The sequence below is a fragment of the Paraburkholderia sprentiae WSM5005 genome (assembly GCF_001865575.2).
GTDB classification, from domain to species: domain Bacteria; phylum Pseudomonadota; class Gammaproteobacteria; order Burkholderiales; family Burkholderiaceae; genus Paraburkholderia; species Paraburkholderia sprentiae.
Genome location: NZ_CP017561.2, coordinates 3,561,367 through 3,577,422 on the forward strand (window position 1 = coordinate 3,561,367; position 16,056 = coordinate 3,577,422).

Sequence of the window (16,056 nt, forward strand, 5' to 3'; positions counted from 1 at the left end):
GTGCGCCGCTCGGGCGCACACGAAACGACCTGCCTGACCGGGGTCAGACGGCCGCCGCTCCACCGACGATTTCCGACAGTTCTTTTGTGATAGCGGCCTGACGGCTCTTGTTGTACACCAGCTGCAGATCGTTGATCACCGTCTTCGCGTTGTCCGAAGCGGCTTTCATCGCGACCATGCGGGCCGACTGCTCCGATGCCATGTTTTCCGCGACGGCCTGATAGACCAGCGCTTCGACATAACGCACCAGCAGTTCGTCCACCACTGCCTGGGCATCCGGCTCGTAGATGTAGTCCCACTGCGTGCTCGGCGTCGTACCGTCTTCTTCCGTGCGCTCGAACTGGTCCGCCGACAGCGGCAGCAGCTGCTCGATCACAGGCTCCTGCTTCATCGTGTTCACGAAGCGCGTGTACGCGAGGTACACAGCCGAAATCTTGCCTTCCGAGAACAGGTCGAGCTGCACCTTGACGGCGCCGATCAGTTTTTCCAGATGCGGCGTATCGCCCAATTGCACGACGTTGGACACGACCTTCGCCTGCAGCCGGTTCAGGAAGCCCAGGCCCCTGCTGCCGATCGCGGTTGCCTCGATCGTCTTGCCCTGGCCTTCCAGTTCCTTGAACTTCTGCAGCGACGCGCGCAGCACGTTGGTGTTCATCCCGCCGCAAAGACCTTTATCGGTCGTGACGAGGATGATGCCGGCCGCTTTCGCACCTTCGTTCGACATCATGAACGGATGACGATACTCCGGGTTGGCACGGCTCATGTGCGCAGCGATATCGCGGACCTTGTCGGCATACGGGCGAGCAGCGCGCATGCGCTCCTGAGCGCGGCGCATCTTGGATGCAGCCACCATCTCCATCGCTTTCGTGATCTTGCGCGTGTTTTGCACGCTCTTGATCTTGCCGCGAATTTCCTTCATTCCAGCCATTGCTTGCTCCTTTGTCGGCCTCAGTTAGCGCTTTAGCGCTTACCCGGGTCCTATGCAAAGCGGCCGAAGCAGCGCGGGAGCATTCGCATGCGGCCCGCGCCGCTTCAAGGTCCGTTTATGCCTTGCGGATCAATAAGCGCCGGACTTCTTGAAGTCTTTGACGGCCGTGTGCAGCAGGCCTTCGTCGTCCTTCGAGAGTTCCTTGGTATCTTCGATACGCTTGACCAGGTCAGCATGGCTCGACTTCAGGTGGTCGCGCAAGCCCTTCTCGAACGGCAGGACTTGAGCAACTTCGAGGTCGTCGAGATAGCCGTTGTTCGCCGCGAACAACGACACAGCCAGTTCCCACACTTGCAGCGGCTGATACTGCGGCTGCTTCAGCAGTTCCGTCACGCGACGGCCGCGCTCGAGCTGCTTGCGGGTCGCTTCGTCGAGATCCGATGCGAACTGCGCAAATGCAGCGAGTTCACGGTACTGCGCGAGATCGGTACGGATACCACCCGACAGCTTCTTCACGACCTTCGTCTGAGCCGCACCACCCACACGCGACACCGATACGCCAGCGTTAATTGCCGGGCGGATACCTGCGTTGAAGAGGTCGGTTTCAAGGAAGATCTGGCCGTCGGTAATCGAAATCACGTTCGTCGGAACGAATGCGGTCACGTCGCCCGCCTGCGTTTCGATGACCGGCAGTGCCGTCAGCGAACCGCTCTTGCCCTTCACCTCACCATTGGTGAACTTCTCGACGTAATCTTCCGACACGCGAGCTGCGCGCTCGAGCAGACGCGAGTGCAGATAGAACACGTCACCCGGATAAGCTTCGCGGCCCGGTGGGCGGCGCAGCAGCAGCGAGATCTGACGGTATGCCCAAGCCTGCTTGGTCAAGTCGTCATAGACGATCAGTGCGTCCTCGCCGCGATCGCGGAAGTATTCACCCATCGTGCAGCCGGCGTACGGTGCGAGGTATTGCATCGCGGCCGATTCCGAAGCCGAAGCGGCCACGACGATCGTGTACTCGAGCGCGCCAGTTTCTTCCAGCTTGCGCACCACGTTCATGATCGACGAAGCCTTCTGGCCGATCGCGACGTAGATACAGACGAGGTTCTTGCCCTTCTGGTTGATGATCGCGTCGACTGCGACTGCGGTCTTGCCACACTGACGGTCGCCGATGATCAGCTCGCGCTGGCCACGGCCGATCGGCACCATCGCGTCGATCGACTTCAGACCGGTCTGGACCGGTTCCGAAACCGACTTACGCCAGATCACGCCCGGAGCAATCTTTTCGATTGCATCGGTCTTCTTCGCGTTGATCGGGCCTTTGCCGTCGATCGGGTTGCCGAGTGTGTCGACCACGCGGCCGAGCAGTTCGGGACCCACCGGCACTTCGAGAATGCGGCCCGTCGTCTTGACGATGTCGCCTTCCGAAATATGTTCGTATTCACCCAGAATCACAGCGCCGACCGAGTCGCGCTCGAGGTTAAGTGCGAGACCGAACGTGTTGCCCGGGAATTCGAGCATTTCGCCTTGCATCACTTCCGACAGCCCGTGGATACGCACGATACCGTCGGTCACGGAGATCACGGTGCCCTGGTTGCGAACGTCTGCGCTCGCGTCAAGGCCCTGGATCCGGCTCTTGATCAGCTCGCTGATCTCAGAGGGATTGAGTTGCATTATTCGCTCCTGATAGTCAATTCTGTTGCGTGCCAGCCGCTAAAGCGCGAAGCACTTCAGGCCGTCAGGGCCGTTTGCATGCTGGCGAGCCGCGCGCGGACCGAGGTATCGAGCACTTCGTCGCCGACCGTTACGCGCACGCCGCCGATCAACGACTGATCGACTTCGACCGTCGGCTTCAGTTTGCGCTTGAACTTACGTTCGAGGCTTGCGACGAGTTCGTTCAACTGCGCACCTTCGAGCGGGAACGCGCTGACGATCAGCACATCTGCCGCTCCTTCGCGGGCGTTCTTCAACTCTTCGAACTGCGAGGCGATTTCCGGCAGCAGCTGCAGGCGATGGTTGTCCACCAGCATCTGCACCAGATTCTTCGCTTGCGCATTGTCCCTGAGCGGCGACTTGACCGCGGCCAGCAGCAGATCGCTAACCTGGGCGCGGCTCACTTTCGGGCTCGAGGCGATCGACAGCACTTCGGGCAGACGCGCAACCTCTGCCAGCTCCTGCACGAGCGTGGACCAGGCGGCGATGTCACCGGTTTCGGCCACGCCAAACAGCGCTTCCGCGTACGGACGGGCGATGGTTGCAAGTTCGGCCATGATCAGAGCTCGGCTTTCAGTTGATTCAGCAGGTCAGCGTGAGCTGCCTGGTCGACTTCGCGCTTCAGGATCTGTTCAGCGCCCTTCACAGCGAGTGCAGCGACTTCGCCACGTAGCGCCTCGCGCGCCTTCACGACCTGCTGATCCGCGTCGGCCTTCGCCTGCGCGATGATGCGAGCGGCTTCGGCCTGCGCCTGAGCCCTGATTTCGTCGGCGACTGCGACAGCGCGCTTTTCGGCGTCGGCAATGCGTTGCTGGCCGTCGTTGCGAGCCTGGGCCAGTTCCTGGTCGACGCGCTTATGAGCGGCTTCGAGTTCCTGCTTGCCCTTTTCAGCGGCGGACAGCCCGTCCGCGATCTTCTTCGCGCGCTCGTCGATGGCGTTGATCAGCGGCGGCCACACGAATTTCATCGTGAACCACGCGAGGATCAGAAACACGACCATTTGCGCAAACAGGGTTGCGTTGAGATTCACGGTGTTTCCTTAAACGTTGCTAGTTCGGAAAGTGAAACGGCAAGGCGCTCATCGATTCTGCTCGATCAGCGCCCCAGTACCCGTTCCGCCCTGCGCCTTTACCTGTTATAGCTCAGGCGCAAACCTCCGAGGAACCTCAGCCTGCCAGCTTCGAAAGCAGCGGGTTCGCGAACGCAAACAGCATTGCCACACCAACGCCAATCAGGAACGCCGCATCGATCAGACCAGCCAGCAGGAACATCTTGGTTTGCAGCGGGTTCATCAGTTCGGGTTGACGGGCACATGCTTCGATGTACTTGCCGCCCATCAGACCGATACCGATACAGGCGCCGATAGCACCCAGGCCGATGATGATGCCGATACCGATGGCGGTCAGACCCTGGATGTTGGCGATGAAAGCTTGCATGATCACTCCTTTGTGAAAAGTCTTTTAGAACTGGTTGGAACTGGGATTTAAAAAACTACGATTCCTTGCCGACAACGCAGATTAATGCGTGTCGTGTGCCTGGCCGATGTACACCAGCGTCAGCATCATGAAAATGAACGCCTGCAGCAGAACGATCAGGATGTGGAAGATCGACCACACTGTGCCGGCGACCACGTGGCCGATGAAGCCAAGCACCGTCGTGTCCGCGCCGAAGCTCCAGAGGCTGCCGAGCAGGGCAATCAGCAGGAACAACAGTTCGCCTGCATACATGTTGCCGAACAACCGCATGCCGAGCGAGACCGTCTTCGCGACGAACTCGATGACGTTCAGTGCCAGGTTGGGGATCCACAGCAGTGGATGCGCGCCGAACGGAGCGGACAGCAGCTCATGCACGAAGCCGCCGGCGCCCTTGATCTTGAGGTTGTAGTAAATCATCAGCACGAACACGCCGAGCGCGATGCCGATCGTGCCGTTCAGGTCGGCGGTCGGCACAATGCGGTGGTGCGGGATGGCTTCGGAGAGACCCAGCCAGCCGATCACACGGCCCGGCAGGTCGACAGGAATGAAGTCGAGCGAGTTCATCAGCGTGACCCAGACGAACACGGTCAGCGCGAGCGGCGCAATGAAAGTGCGCGAGCCGTGGATCATGGCCTTCGATTGATCCTCGACCATTTCGACCAGCATTTCGATCGCGCACTGAAAGCGACCCGGCACGCCGGACGTTGCCCTGCGGGCTGCCAGATGCAACAAGACGATCGTGACGAGGCCGCACACGATCGACCAGAAAAGGGTGTCGAGATTCCACACATGGATGTCGAAAATCGACGTCTGGTGTGCGGTGGAAAAGTTCTGCAAGTGGTGCGCGATGTACTCGGACGGATCCATTGCGCGCGTGCCTTCGCTAGCTGCCATATCGTTAAAGCCACCCAAATTGTCGAAAATCGTTCGAGGCCGCTCCCGCCGAAATACCGTATTGCGGGAGCGCGCCGGGTGCGGGCTGTGTCTCATCCGCACACTCGTGCCGGCACTATGCGCCGGCCTTAAATTCTTTTTGCTGCTATTTTTTGTGCTGCTACCTTAGCGCCACGCCAAGGCGATCCAATAAGTCTTCAGCGCGATGAGGTACGTCACGAGAAGCGGAATCCAGCGTACGTCGTGATACCAGAAGGCGATTGCCACAAACATCGCAATCGTTGTCCCCATCTTGAGTGCTTCGCCGACCATCCAGCTCATCACGGTCTCGGCGCCGCCCTGCTTTTTCAGTCGCGCCGCGAACAACGCGCCCGGCACCCAGCAGATCGCTCCCCCCAGGAACGCGGACAGCGCAGCAACGCCCGGCGGCTTGTAGAACAGCCACCACAACAGCGTCACAACGAGGGACAAGACCATTTGCGCCGCGACGACCCTGAACGGCGTCACGCGCGACGGACGACCCACGCCGGGACCAAACAGCTTTTCCGCCTCGGCCCGCGTGAGCGGAACGATATTGTTATCTTCCTGCGCGTCATCCCACGCTTCGCCCGGATCGAACTGCCGACCGGCGGACGTATCGGATACGGAGCGTTCAGCGCGGTGTCTGTCGTCACCGGTCTCCGGCGACAGATTCGACGTTTTACCCGCCATCGCAATGTTCCGAAAGTCTCGTTCAGCCCGCGAGTTTACGCAGCGCTTACGTGGTTGCCGTGCAATTAAATCCGGGCGATTGTAAGCGATAGTTGCAGGCAATTCAAGACTTTAGGCCAGCCTATAAAGGCGTGAAACGTGTCTTCACGATGCGATAAAACCCGTGGTAGCCAGCGCTAAACACATCAAATGTAAGGCGGGACGGGGGCCGCAAAACGCTTGCCGGAAATCGCATGGATCGAAGTCCATTGTCAGGCCATTTCAATGCGGTGGCGGACGTGTCGAAATTGCAACAAGGTACCCTTTTTAAAGGGCTGAGCGGCGCAGCTCATCTATCGGCCTGAATCGTCTTTTGGCCGCAAGGTTCGAGGCTGATCGACGGTCTTGTGATGCAGGCGATGACCGATGGTTGGCTCCTGGATATCAAGCGCTCGAACCAAGGATTCCTGATTATTTGGGCATCAGCTAATTTAGGAATCCACGGCAATCGCTCGCACTAGGTAAACCGGCTCGCGGGCTAATCATGCTGCGCAGCCCGTCAGCCGTTCGCCACCCTTCGCTGTCTAGCGCCAATCCCCGGTCAGACGTCCGCGCTCCCGCGCAGGCGGACCAGAATCCCCTCCAACGCGTCCAGATCCCCGAAGTCCACGAGCACCTGGCCGCGACCACGTCGGCCGAGTTTGATTTTCACCGTCGCCGACAGCAGGTCCGACAGTTCCTCTTCCAGCCGTCGCGTGTCGCGACCGCCATCCGGATTCGCGCGCGCCTTGAGCGCCGGCGTCACCTTCGTGGTCGTCGCGACCAGCTTTTCGGTCTCGCGCACGGACAGACGCTTGTTCACGACCTGGTTGGCCAGCGTGATCTGCGTCGCGGCATCGACGGCGAGCAGCGCGCGAGCGTGCCCCATGTCCAGATCACCGGCGAGCAGCATCGTCTGTACCGGCGTCGCGAGGTTCAGCAGACGCAGCAGGTTAGACACCGCGCTTCGCGAGCGTCCCACCGATTCCGCCGCTTGCTCATGCGTGAAATTGAATTCGTCGAGCAGGCGCTGGATCCCCTGAGCCTCTTCGAGCGGGTTCAGATCCTCGCGCTGAATATTTTCGATCAGCGCCATCGCCGCGGCGGCCTGGTCGGGCACGTCCTTTACAAGCACCGGCACCTCGTCGAGGCCCGCGAGACGCGCCGCGCGAAAACGCCGCTCTCCCGCGATGATCTCGTAGCGGTCCGCCGCAATCGGACGCACGAGGATCGGCTGCATGAGTCCTTGCGCACGGATGCTTGCCGCGAGTTCCTGCAGCGCGCCTTCGTCCATGCGCGTGCGCGGCTGGTATTTGCCCGCCTGCATCTTGCCTAACGGAAGCACATGCGGCGCGCCGTCGATCACCACCGCCTCGGTGATATCCGCGGTGCCGCCAAGCAAGGCCTCCAGACCACGCCCCAGTCCCTTCTTTCTTGCTACTGCGTTCATCGTGCTTCCTCGATCCGCTTAGGATGCTTGGGGCGCGTCATTCAGCGCGCGCACCCGCTCAATCATTTCGACGCCGAACTGCACGTACGCCTGCGCGCCACGCGACGCCCTGTCGAACACCACACCGGGTAGCCCGTAGCTGGGCGCCTCGGCCAGTCGCACGTTGCGTGGAATCACCACGTCGAAGACCTTGTCGCCGAAATGCTCTTTCAATTGATCTGAGACTTGCTGCTGCAACGTGATGCGCGGATCGAACATCACGCGCAGCAAACCGATCACTTTGAGGTCGCGATTCAGATTCGCGTGAACCTGCTTGATCGTGTTGACGAGATCGGACAGCCCTTCGAGCGCGAAGTATTCGCACTGCATCGGAATGACTACGCCGTGCGCGGCGCACAGCCCGTTGAGCGTCAGCAGCGACAAAGCAGGCGGGCAATCGATCAGCACAAAATCGTATTCGCCCTCGACCGCCGCGAGCGCCGTCTTCAGCTGACGCTCGCGATTCTGCATGCTAACGAGTTCGACCTCGGCGCCCGCGAGCTCTCGGTTGGCGGGCACCACGTCGTAGCCGACCGCCTCGGGCCGCACGCGTGCATCGGCCACCGGCAGGTTGTCGACGAGCACCTCGTAGACCGTGTTGGCACATTCGGCCTTGTCGATACCGCTGCCCATCGTGGCATTGCCTTGCGGGTCCAAATCGATGAGAAGGACTCGCTGTCCCTGCGCTGCCAGGCTCGCGGCCAGATTGACTGCGGTAGTCGTCTTGCCGACGCCGCCCTTCTGGTTCGCAACGCAGAAGATTTTTGCCATCGTTGGTGTGTCCCTTTTGCTGCTTGATGAAGTGAAAGTCGTTGAGAGTGCTTCGAGGCCGCGGCGGCCGTCAGCTTTCGGCGTGCACCCGCACCTCGATCAGATGTCGCTCGGCGTCGAGCATCGGCACGTCCAGCCGGATGATCTGCTCCACGTGAGCACCCGCCGGTAGCCGCCCGATTTCGCCATCTGGCCGCACACCCTTCATCGCCCAGATAGCACCCTGGTCGGCAACCAGATGACGGGCCAGTGTAACGAAATCCGCGAGTTCTGCGAATGCGCGCGAGACGATTACGTCGAACTTTGCCGCTACTTCGGCGCCAAGCTGCAGCGTCTCGACGCGGCCGGTCACAACCGACAGGTTCCCCAGGCCCAGTTCCGCTCTCGCCTGTGCCTGAAAAGCCGTCTTTTTCTGGACGATATCGTTCGTCGTGATAGTCCAACCGGGCAGCACGATCGCGAGTACGATACCCGGCAGACCACCGCCCGAACCGACGTCGAGCACTGACGACGGCCCGCGCGGCGCCAGATGCGGCACGATCGACAGCGAATCGAGGATGTGCTGGATCAGCATCTGCCGCGGATCGCGGATCGCCGTCAGGTTGTACACGTTGTTCCACTTTGCAAGCAGAACGACGTAATCGAGCAGCTTGCGCTGTTGCTCGTCGCTCAGTTCCAAGCCAAGCTCGCGGGCACCAATCGCCAGCAGCGACGCCAGGGCATGCTGGTCGATTCCCCTCTGTGCTGCCGTCATTGCACCGCCGGCGCGCTGTCGACGCCGGGTTCGGCGGGGTTCGGCGGACGACGCCCGAGACCGCGCTTCAGGTGGACCATCAGCAGCGAAATCGCGGCAGGCGTGATCCCCGAAATGCGCGACGCCTGTCCAATCGTTTCTGGCCGGAACTGCATCAGCTTCTGACGAGCCTCGAACGACAGCCCGCGGACCTCGGCGTAGTCCAGCCCTTCTGGCAGACGCGTGTTCTCGTGCGCCTCGTTGCGTTCGATTTCGCCGGCCTGTCGGTCGATGTAGCCCTGGTATTTGACACCGATTTCGATTTGTTCCTTAATCTGCGCGAGCAGCACCGGATCTTCCGCGAGCGCCTCAGGCGCGCCGCAAGTACCGTCACGCAGTCCGCAGACGCCATCGTAGCTGACGCCCGGACGACGCAGCAGGTCCGCGAGACTGTATTCGTGGTCGATCGGCTTGCCTAACAGGGCGGTCGCTTCATCCGCAGCTAACGTCTTAGGATTGACCCAAGTCGAACGCAGCCGCTGTGTTTCACGTGAAACAGCGTCACGTTTGCGATTGAAGGCGTCCCAGCGGGCGTCGTCGACCACACCCAGTTCCCGGCCGATCTCGGTCAGCCGCATGTCGGCATTGTCTTCTCTTAAGCTCAGACGATATTCCGCACGGCTAGTGAACATGCGGTACGGCTCGGACACCCCGCGCGTGACCAGATCGTCCACGAGCACGCCGAGATAAGCCTGATCGCGGCGCGGACACCAGGCCTTCTTGCCTTGTACGTACAGACCGGCGTTGATACCGGCTAGAACGCCTTGGGCCGCCGCCTCTTCATAGCCAGTCGTACCATTGATCTGCCCAGCGAAGAACAGCCCACCGATCACCTTGGTTTCCAGCGACGCCTTCAGCCCTCGCGGATCAAAATAGTCGTACTCGATCGCGTAGCCCGGTCGCAGGATGTGTGCATGCTCGAGACCGCGCATTGAGCGCACCAGTTCGAGCTGCACGTCGAAGGGCAGGCTCGTCGAAATCCCGTTCGGATAAAACTCGTTGGTCGTCAGGCCTTCCGGCTCGAGGTAAATCTGATGCGATTCCTTCGATGCAAATCGATGAATCTTGTCCTCGATCGACGGGCAATAGCGCGGCCCCACTCCTTCGATCACGCCGGTGTACATCGGCGACCGATCGAGACCGCCGCGGATAATGTCGTGCGTCCGCTGATTCGTATGCGTCACCCAGCACGGCACCTGGCGCGGGTGCTGCTCCACGCGTCCGAGGAACGAGAACACCGGCACCGGATCGAGATCGCCCGGCTGCTCTTCGAGTTGCGAATAGTCGATCGTGCGCCCATCGATGCGCGGTGGCGTCCCGGTCTTGAGCCGCCCCTGCGGCAGCTTCAGCTCTTTCAATCGCGCCGACAGCGAAATGGCGGCCGGATCGCCCGCGCGGCCACCGGTGTAATTATTCAACCCCACGTGAATCTTACCGTCGAGGAACGTACCGGCCGTTAGCACCACCGCGCGCGCGCGGAAACGAATGCCGACCTGCGTGACGGCGCCGACGACGCGATCACCCTCGACCATCAGATCGTCGACCGCCTGCTGAAATAGCCAGAGATTCGGCTGATTCTCCAGACGATGGCGGATTGCCGCCTTGTACAGCACACGGTCGGCTTGGGCGCGGGTCGCACGAACGGCAGGTCCTTTCGACGAATTGAGGATACGGAACTGGATGCCGCTTTCGTCGGTTGAAGCCGCCATGGCGCCGCCGAGCGCGTCGACTTCCTTGACCAGATGTCCCTTTCCAATGCCGCCGATCGACGGATTGCAGCTCATCTGCCCGAGCGTCTCGATGTTATGGGTCAAAAGTAGCGTTTTATTGCCCATGCGCGCCGATGCCAAAGCGGCTTCGGTGCCGGCATGACCGCCGCCGACGACAATTACGTCAAATTCTGTGGGAAAAAGCATCGCGGGATCTCACGCCAGATCGTCGCGTGAGCCTTTAAAGGAATGTATGGGCGAATTATAACGGGTTCGGTTTCGGCCCGAATTTCGTCCGGACGGTGAACGATAAAAAGCGGTGTGTTTCACGTGAAACACACCGCTTCGAGAGCCACCGACTAGCGAACAATGCGGGCTTACGCGACTCTTTTGGCGAGGCCCAGATAGGTTTCGATTACCCGAGGATTCTGCGCGAGGTCGGTCGCGGCCCCTTCCAGCGCCAGCTCGCCGGTTTCCAGCACATAGCCGTAATCCGATATCTGCAATGCGGCGCGCGCGTTCTGTTCGATCAGCAGCGTCGCGACGCCCGTCTGCCGTAACGCGCTGATGATGTGGAAGATTTCCTTCACGATTAGCGGTGCGAGACCAAGACTGGGTTCGTCTAGCATCAGCAGATCGGGTTTGCCCATCAGCGCGCGCCCGACGGCGAGCATCTGTCGCTCGCCGCCAGAAAGCGTGCCGGCCGCCTGCTTGCGCCGCTCCTTCAGCCGCGGAAACAGCTCGAACACCGGTTGGAGTTGATCGAGAAAGTTGCGCTCGCCTGCCCGCTTGCGCCGATAAGCACCCAGCAGGAGATTGTCTTCGACCGTCATCGACGCGAACAGCTCGCGCTTTTCCGGCACCAAACACATACCCAGCGCAACGCGCCTTTCGACCGGCATGGCGCTGACGTCGTCGCCTTGGTAGGTAATCGCGCCGTTCGCATGGCCGGAAGCCGGCAGTGCACCCATGATCGCATTTAGCAGTGTCGACTTGCCTGCGCCGTTCGGGCCGATCACGGAGACGATCTGCCCCGCCCCGACCCTGATCGCGGCATCGTGCAGCGCCTCGACCTTGCCATAGCGGACCGACAAGTGATGCACTTCGAGAATCGGCCCCGCCGCCGCCACACCGGTCGTCATCGCGGTCGCCATCATTCCACCCCACCCAGATACGCTTCGAGTACCGCCGGATCCTGCTGCACTTCCTGCGGCAAACCCTCGGCGATCCGCGTGCCGAATTCCATCACCACGAGCCGGTCCGTCAGATTCATCACGAAGTCCATGTCGTGTTCGACGAGCAGCACGCTCATCCCTTCCGCCCTCAGCCTGCGCAGCAGTTCGGCGAGTCGAAGCTTTTCCTGATAGCGCAGACCAGCGGCCGGCTCGTCGAGCAGAAGCAAGGTCGGGTCGCAGCACAGCGCGCGCGCAATTTCGAGAATCCGTTGCTGGCCGAGCGCGAGGCTGCCCGCTTCGTCATACATATGCTGTTCAAGGCCGACGCGGCGAATCTGCCGCGCAGCCTCGGCCATGAGTCGCGCCTCTTCCGCGCTGTTCAGCCGCACGATGCTGCGCCACACACCCGCATGACCGCGCAAGTGTGCCCCGATCGCGACGTTCTCCAGCACGGTCATGCCCGGCAGCAGCTTCACGTGCTGGAACGTCCGGCCGATGCCCCGCCTGACGATTTCACGTGCACTGAGTGCATCGATGCGCTCGCCGCGGAATCTCACCTCGCCGCTCGTCGCCTGTAGCACACCGGTTACGAGATTGAACGTCGTCGACTTCCCCGCGCCGTTCGGCCCGATCAGCCCGATGATCTGCCCCGCTTTCACATCGAAGCTCACGTCGTTCACCGCGACCAGACCGCCGAACTGCTTGCGCGCCTTGTTCACCGTCAGCAGATCCTCGCCCGCCTGCGGCTTATCGCGCTGCGGCAGAGGCTCGGCACGATCGGCGAGATGCGCACGCGGCCCGCGCGGAAAAAAGCGCGCGACGAACGGCCACACGCCTTGCCGCGCGTACTGAAGCAACAGCACCATGATGATGCCGAACACGATCACCTCGAAGTTGCCGTTCTCGCCGAGCAGCTTCGGCAGCAGCGTCTGAAGATAATCCTGCAGCACGGTCAGGATCGCCGCGCCGAGGACCGCGCCCCACACGTGCGAGACGCCGCCCACCACCGCCATGAACAGAAACTCGATGCCGTGGTTCAGGCCGAACGGCGTCGGATTCACCGCGCGCTGCAGGTGCGCGTATAGAAAACCCGACACCGACGCGAGCACCGCCGCGTAGACGAAGATCACGACGCGCATCCAGCCGGTGTTGACGCCCATCGCCTCGGCCATCAAACCACCGCCGCGCAGCGCGCGGATCGCGCGACCCGGTCGACTATTAAGCAGATTCTGAACAGAGACGACCGCACCGAGCACGGCCGCCCAGATCAGGTAATAGATGTGGCGGCCGGACTCCAGGTTGATCCCAAAAACATTCAGCACCGGAATGCCGTTAATGCCGTCGTACTTGCCGAGCATGTCGAGATTGCCGAACAGGTAGAACAGCGCGAGCCCCCACGCAATCGTGCCGAGCGGCAGGAAGTGACCGGACAGGCGCATCGTCACGAGACCGAGCATCAGCGCGACTACTGCGGTCACGATCACGCCCGCGATCAATGCGAGCCACGGCGACACGCCGAAGTTCGTGGTCAGATACGCGGTTGCATAGGCGCCGATGCCGACGAACGCCGCCTGCCCGAAGCTCGTCATTCCACCGATACCGGTCAACAGAACGAGGCCGATCGCGACGATCGAATACAGGCCGATGTAGTTCAGCAGCGTGACCCAGTACTCGGGCACATGGATCGGATATGGCAATACCGGCAGCGCGAACAGCACCACGAGGAACAACCAGAAGAACTTCTTTTGCATGATCCGTTTCATCGCGTCACTCCTGTTCCTCTTCGGCGTGCGGGCTCGCGAGACTGCGCCACAGCAGCACCGGGATGATTAGCGTGAACACGATCACTTCCTTATAAGCGCTGGCCCAGAACGACGAATACGACTCGAGCAGTCCGACGAGAATCGAGCCGGCCGCCGCGAGCGGATAGCTGACCAGACCGCCGATGATCGCGCCCACGAAGCCTTTAAGACCGATCAGGAAGCCCGAGTCGTAGTAGATCGTCGTGAGCGGCGCGACGAGGATGCCGCACAGCGCGCCGAGTCCTGCCGCGAGCGTGAACGCAAGGCGTCCCGCCTGCGTCGTGCCGATACCGACGAGCCGCGCGCCGAGCCGGTTCACCGACGTCGCGCGCAACGCCTTGCCCGAGATCGAACGATCGAAGTACAAATAAAGCGCACCGATCAGCGCGACCGCGGTGCCGATCACCCACAGGCTCTGTCCGGAGATCGACAACGTGCCGATGCTGAACGTCGCATCGGAAAACGCGTTGGTGCGCGAACCTTCAGCGCCGAACATCACGAGGCCGAGACCGACCATCGCGAAATGTACAGCCACCGCGACGATCAACAGCAGCAGCGTGGTCGCCTCAGCGATCGGCTCATACGCGAGCCGATAAACGAACGGGCCCATCGGAATCACGATCAGGAGCGTCAGCGCGATCTGCACGATCATCGGCAGCGGCTGCAGGAAGATGCCGCGCGTGAGCGCGTAGACCGCGATCGGAAACAGCAGGTACTTCCCTGCGAGCACAGGCAGCGCGCGCGCCGCATGACGGCGCCGCCCCGCGTGCCGCAGTACGTCCGCCGTCTCGACGACGAAACAGGCGGCGCCCATCGCCATCAGCAGCCAGCAGGTCGCGGGAAACTTCTGCGTTTGCAGTGCGGCGAGCGTCAACGCACCGTACGACACGAACTCCCCTTGCGGGATGAAGATCACCCGCGTGACGGAGAACACCAGCACCAGCGCCAGCGCGAGCAGCGCGTAGATCGCGCCGGTCGTGATGCCGTCCTGCGCGAGGATCGCCGCAATTGATAGATCCATACTTCCTCGTCCTGAGCGTCGAAATCGGAAAAACGGGAAACAGGCATGCCGGCGCGGCCAATAGCCGCCCATCGACCTGCGATGTCTGAAAAGACAACCGCCGCGCCGGGACACGGCGCGGCGGTCGATACCATTGTCGTCGAACCCAATGGCAATGCGGCGTCATGCACCGCAAATTGCGCGAGAGGCGCGTACCGCTAGTTGTCTTTGTAAATGGTCTTAATCGTTCTGCAGCTTCCACTTGCCGTCGACGATCTGCACCATCACGCGCGCGCGCTGGTCGAGACCGTTATGGTCGGTCGCCGTGGTGTTCATGATGCCGTGCGATACCGGCAGCTCCTTGATGTTTTCGAGCGCGTTGCGCAGCGCCACGCGGAACTCGGGCGTGCCCGGCTGCGCCGTCTTCAGCGCGACTGGAATCGCGGCCTGCAGCATCTCGCCGGCATCCCATGCGTGACCGCCGAAGGTCGCGACCGAACCGGCGCCATACGCCTTCTCGTACGCGTTCTTATAGGCCTCCGACGACTTCTTCACCGGGTTCGAGTCCGGCAATTGATCGGCGACCAGAATCGGACCGGCCGGCAGCAACTCGCCTTCGCAATCCTTGCCGCACACGCGCAGGAAGTCGTTGTTCGCGACGCCATGCGTCTGATAGATCTTGCCCTTGTAGCCACGCTCCTTCAGCGTTTTGGCCGGCAGCGCCGACGGCGTGCCCGAGCCCGCGATCAGCACCGCGTCGGGATTCGCGCCCATCGTCTTCAACACCTGGCCGGTCACCGATGCATCGGTGCGGGCGAAGCGCTCGTTCGACACGATCTTCAGGTTATGCGCTTTCGCCGCGGCGTCGAACGTCGTGTTCCAGCTGTCGCCGTATGCGTCCGAGAAGCCGATGAAGCCGACCGTCTTCACGCCGTGACGCTGCATGTAATCGGCGATCGCATCGGCCATCAGGCTGTCGTTTTGCGGTGGCTTGAACGCCCATGCGCGCTTCGCATCCATCGGCTGGATGATCGCGGCCGATGCCGCGAGCGAGATCACCGGCGTCTTGCCCTCAGCGGCGGGGTCGAGCATCGCGAGCGAATTGGGTGTGACGGTCGAGCCGATGATCGCGTCGACATGGTCTTCATCGATCAGCTTGTGCGTGTTCTGCACGGCCTTGCTGGTGTCCGACCCGTCGTCAAGAATGATGTACTGCACGGTCTTGCCGCCGATCTCCTTCGGCAGCAACGCGATCGTATTCTTCTCAGGAATCCCGAGCGATGCGGCTGGGCCCGTCGTCGACAGCGTGACGCCGATCTTCACCTGCGCGAATGCCGCCCCCGCGCCGCACATCAACACCATCGCGATGCTGGTGCGTACCCAATAGCTTGTCTTTTTCATTGCGAGTCTCCAAACGCGTTGAAAAGCGCCTATCTGTAAGCCGGCTTGCCGAGCCGGGTGTGTGAATTTAGTCAGCGGGTTCAGGTACGCCAAGCATGGTTTTCCCTTTCCGGCGCGGTTTGCGCGATCTGGACGCCTCGCGCGGGTAATAAAAAAAGACGCGTCAACTGCACGCGTCTT

Annotated in this window: 15 protein-coding genes; all 15 read right to left on the bottom strand. The window is 61.5% G+C overall.

All coding sequences use genetic code 11. The features are described 5' to 3' along the window. Nucleotides 1-43: 43 nt before the first annotated feature. The gene (gene atpG, locus BJG93_RS16305; RefSeq protein ID WP_027199261.1) at nt 44-928 is read right to left on the bottom strand and encodes a F0F1 ATP synthase subunit gamma; all 885 of its coding nucleotides are present in this window, start codon (nt 926-928) and stop codon (nt 44-46) included. A gap of 129 nt (nt 929-1,057) precedes the next feature. Then, nucleotides 1,058-2,599, bottom strand: coding sequence for a F0F1 ATP synthase subunit alpha (atpA, locus tag BJG93_RS16310; RefSeq protein WP_027199262.1), 1,542 nt, complete (start codon nt 2,597-2,599; stop codon nt 1,058-1,060). Between the two features lie 56 nt (nt 2,600-2,655). Then, nucleotides 2,656-3,195, bottom strand: coding sequence for a F0F1 ATP synthase subunit delta (locus tag BJG93_RS16315; RefSeq protein WP_027199263.1), 540 nt, complete (start codon nt 3,193-3,195; stop codon nt 2,656-2,658). A 2-nt stretch (nt 3,196-3,197) separates the two neighbouring features. Continuing rightward, nucleotides 3,198-3,668 (bottom strand): F0F1 ATP synthase subunit B, encoded by a 471-nt coding sequence (locus BJG93_RS16320; protein ID WP_027199264.1) that lies wholly within the window; start codon nt 3,666-3,668, stop codon nt 3,198-3,200. A 136-nt stretch (nt 3,669-3,804) separates the two neighbouring features. Further along, entirely contained in the window at nt 3,805-4,074 is a 270-nt protein-coding gene (gene atpE, locus BJG93_RS16325; protein WP_007180033.1) for a F0F1 ATP synthase subunit C, read from the bottom strand. Between the two features lie 81 nt (nt 4,075-4,155). Continuing rightward, entirely contained in the window at nt 4,156-5,007 is an 852-nt protein-coding gene (gene atpB, locus BJG93_RS16330; RefSeq protein ID WP_027199265.1) for a F0F1 ATP synthase subunit A, read from the bottom strand. A gap of 165 nt (nt 5,008-5,172) precedes the next feature. Further along, a complete protein-coding gene (locus BJG93_RS16335) occupies nt 5,173-5,718 on the bottom strand; it encodes an ATP synthase subunit I (RefSeq protein ID WP_027199266.1) in 546 nt (181 codons plus the stop codon). A gap of 580 nt (nt 5,719-6,298) precedes the next feature. Beyond that, nucleotides 6,299-7,186, bottom strand: coding sequence for a ParB/RepB/Spo0J family partition protein (locus BJG93_RS16340; protein WP_027199267.1), 888 nt, complete (start codon nt 7,184-7,186; stop codon nt 6,299-6,301). Between the two features lie 18 nt (nt 7,187-7,204). Further along, complete coding sequence (locus BJG93_RS16345; protein ID WP_027199268.1) at nt 7,205-7,996, bottom strand: ParA family protein; 792 nt, start codon at nt 7,994-7,996, stop codon at nt 7,205-7,207. A 70-nt stretch (nt 7,997-8,066) separates the two neighbouring features. Then, nucleotides 8,067-8,750, bottom strand: a complete 684-nt coding sequence (rsmG, locus tag BJG93_RS16350) for a 16S rRNA (guanine(527)-N(7))-methyltransferase RsmG (protein WP_027199269.1) — start codon at nt 8,748-8,750, stop codon at nt 8,067-8,069. Further along, nucleotides 8,747-10,705: a tRNA uridine-5-carboxymethylaminomethyl(34) synthesis enzyme MnmG gene (mnmG, locus tag BJG93_RS16355; protein WP_027199270.1), complete on the bottom strand. Its 1,959-nt coding sequence runs from the start codon at nt 10,703-10,705 to the stop codon at nt 8,747-8,749. The genes rsmG and mnmG overlap by 4 nt, the downstream gene beginning before the upstream one ends. Nucleotides 10,706-10,875: 170 nt before the next feature. After that, nucleotides 10,876-11,652, bottom strand: a complete 777-nt coding sequence (locus tag BJG93_RS16360) for an ABC transporter ATP-binding protein (RefSeq protein WP_034479750.1) — start codon at nt 11,650-11,652, stop codon at nt 10,876-10,878. Continuing rightward, complete coding sequence (locus tag BJG93_RS16365; RefSeq protein ID WP_051374449.1) at nt 11,652-13,436, bottom strand: branched-chain amino acid ABC transporter ATP-binding protein/permease; 1,785 nt, start codon at nt 13,434-13,436, stop codon at nt 11,652-11,654. Before BJG93_RS16365 ends, BJG93_RS16360 begins: the two co-directional genes overlap by 1 nt. A 4-nt stretch (nt 13,437-13,440) precedes the next feature. Continuing rightward, nucleotides 13,441-14,496, bottom strand: a complete 1,056-nt coding sequence (locus BJG93_RS16370) for a branched-chain amino acid ABC transporter permease (RefSeq protein WP_027199273.1) — start codon at nt 14,494-14,496, stop codon at nt 13,441-13,443. 219 nt (nt 14,497-14,715) lie between these two features. Further along, complete coding sequence (locus BJG93_RS16375; protein WP_027199274.1) at nt 14,716-15,876, bottom strand: ABC transporter substrate-binding protein; 1,161 nt, start codon at nt 15,874-15,876, stop codon at nt 14,716-14,718. Nucleotides 15,877-16,056: the final 180 nt, after the last annotated feature.

Coding starts and splice junctions, on each gene's coding strand:
- BJG93_RS16360 (WP_034479750.1), bottom strand. CDS start 11,652: ATGGCGACCGCGATGACGACCGGTGTGGCGGCGGCGGGGCCGATTCTC.
- BJG93_RS16315 (WP_027199263.1), bottom strand. CDS start 3,195: ATGGCCGAACTTGCAACCATCGCCCGTCCGTACGCGGAAGCGCTGTTT.
- BJG93_RS16365 (WP_051374449.1), bottom strand. CDS start 13,436: ATGAAACGGATCATGCAAAAGAAGTTCTTCTGGTTGTTCCTCGTGGTG.
- atpE (WP_007180033.1), bottom strand. CDS start 4,074: ATGCAAGCTTTCATCGCCAACATCCAGGGTCTGACCGCCATCGGTATC.
- atpG (WP_027199261.1), bottom strand. CDS start 928: ATGGCTGGAATGAAGGAAATTCGCGGCAAGATCAAGAGCGTGCAAAAC.
- BJG93_RS16345 (WP_027199268.1), bottom strand. CDS start 7,996: ATGGCAAAAATCTTCTGCGTTGCGAACCAGAAGGGCGGCGTCGGCAAG.
- BJG93_RS16370 (WP_027199273.1), bottom strand. CDS start 14,496: ATGGATCTATCAATTGCGGCGATCCTCGCGCAGGACGGCATCACGACC.
- atpB (WP_027199265.1), bottom strand. CDS start 5,007: ATGGCAGCTAGCGAAGGCACGCGCGCAATGGATCCGTCCGAGTACATC.
- BJG93_RS16375 (WP_027199274.1), bottom strand. CDS start 15,876: ATGAAAAAGACAAGCTATTGGGTACGCACCAGCATCGCGATGGTGTTG.
- mnmG (WP_027199270.1), bottom strand. CDS start 10,705: ATGCTTTTTCCCACAGAATTTGACGTAATTGTCGTCGGCGGCGGTCAT.
- rsmG (WP_027199269.1), bottom strand. CDS start 8,750: ATGACGGCAGCACAGAGGGGAATCGACCAGCATGCCCTGGCGTCGCTG.
- atpA (WP_027199262.1), bottom strand. CDS start 2,599: ATGCAACTCAATCCCTCTGAGATCAGCGAGCTGATCAAGAGCCGGATC.
- BJG93_RS16335 (WP_027199266.1), bottom strand. CDS start 5,718: ATGGCGGGTAAAACGTCGAATCTGTCGCCGGAGACCGGTGACGACAGA.
- BJG93_RS16340 (WP_027199267.1), bottom strand. CDS start 7,186: ATGAACGCAGTAGCAAGAAAGAAGGGACTGGGGCGTGGTCTGGAGGCC.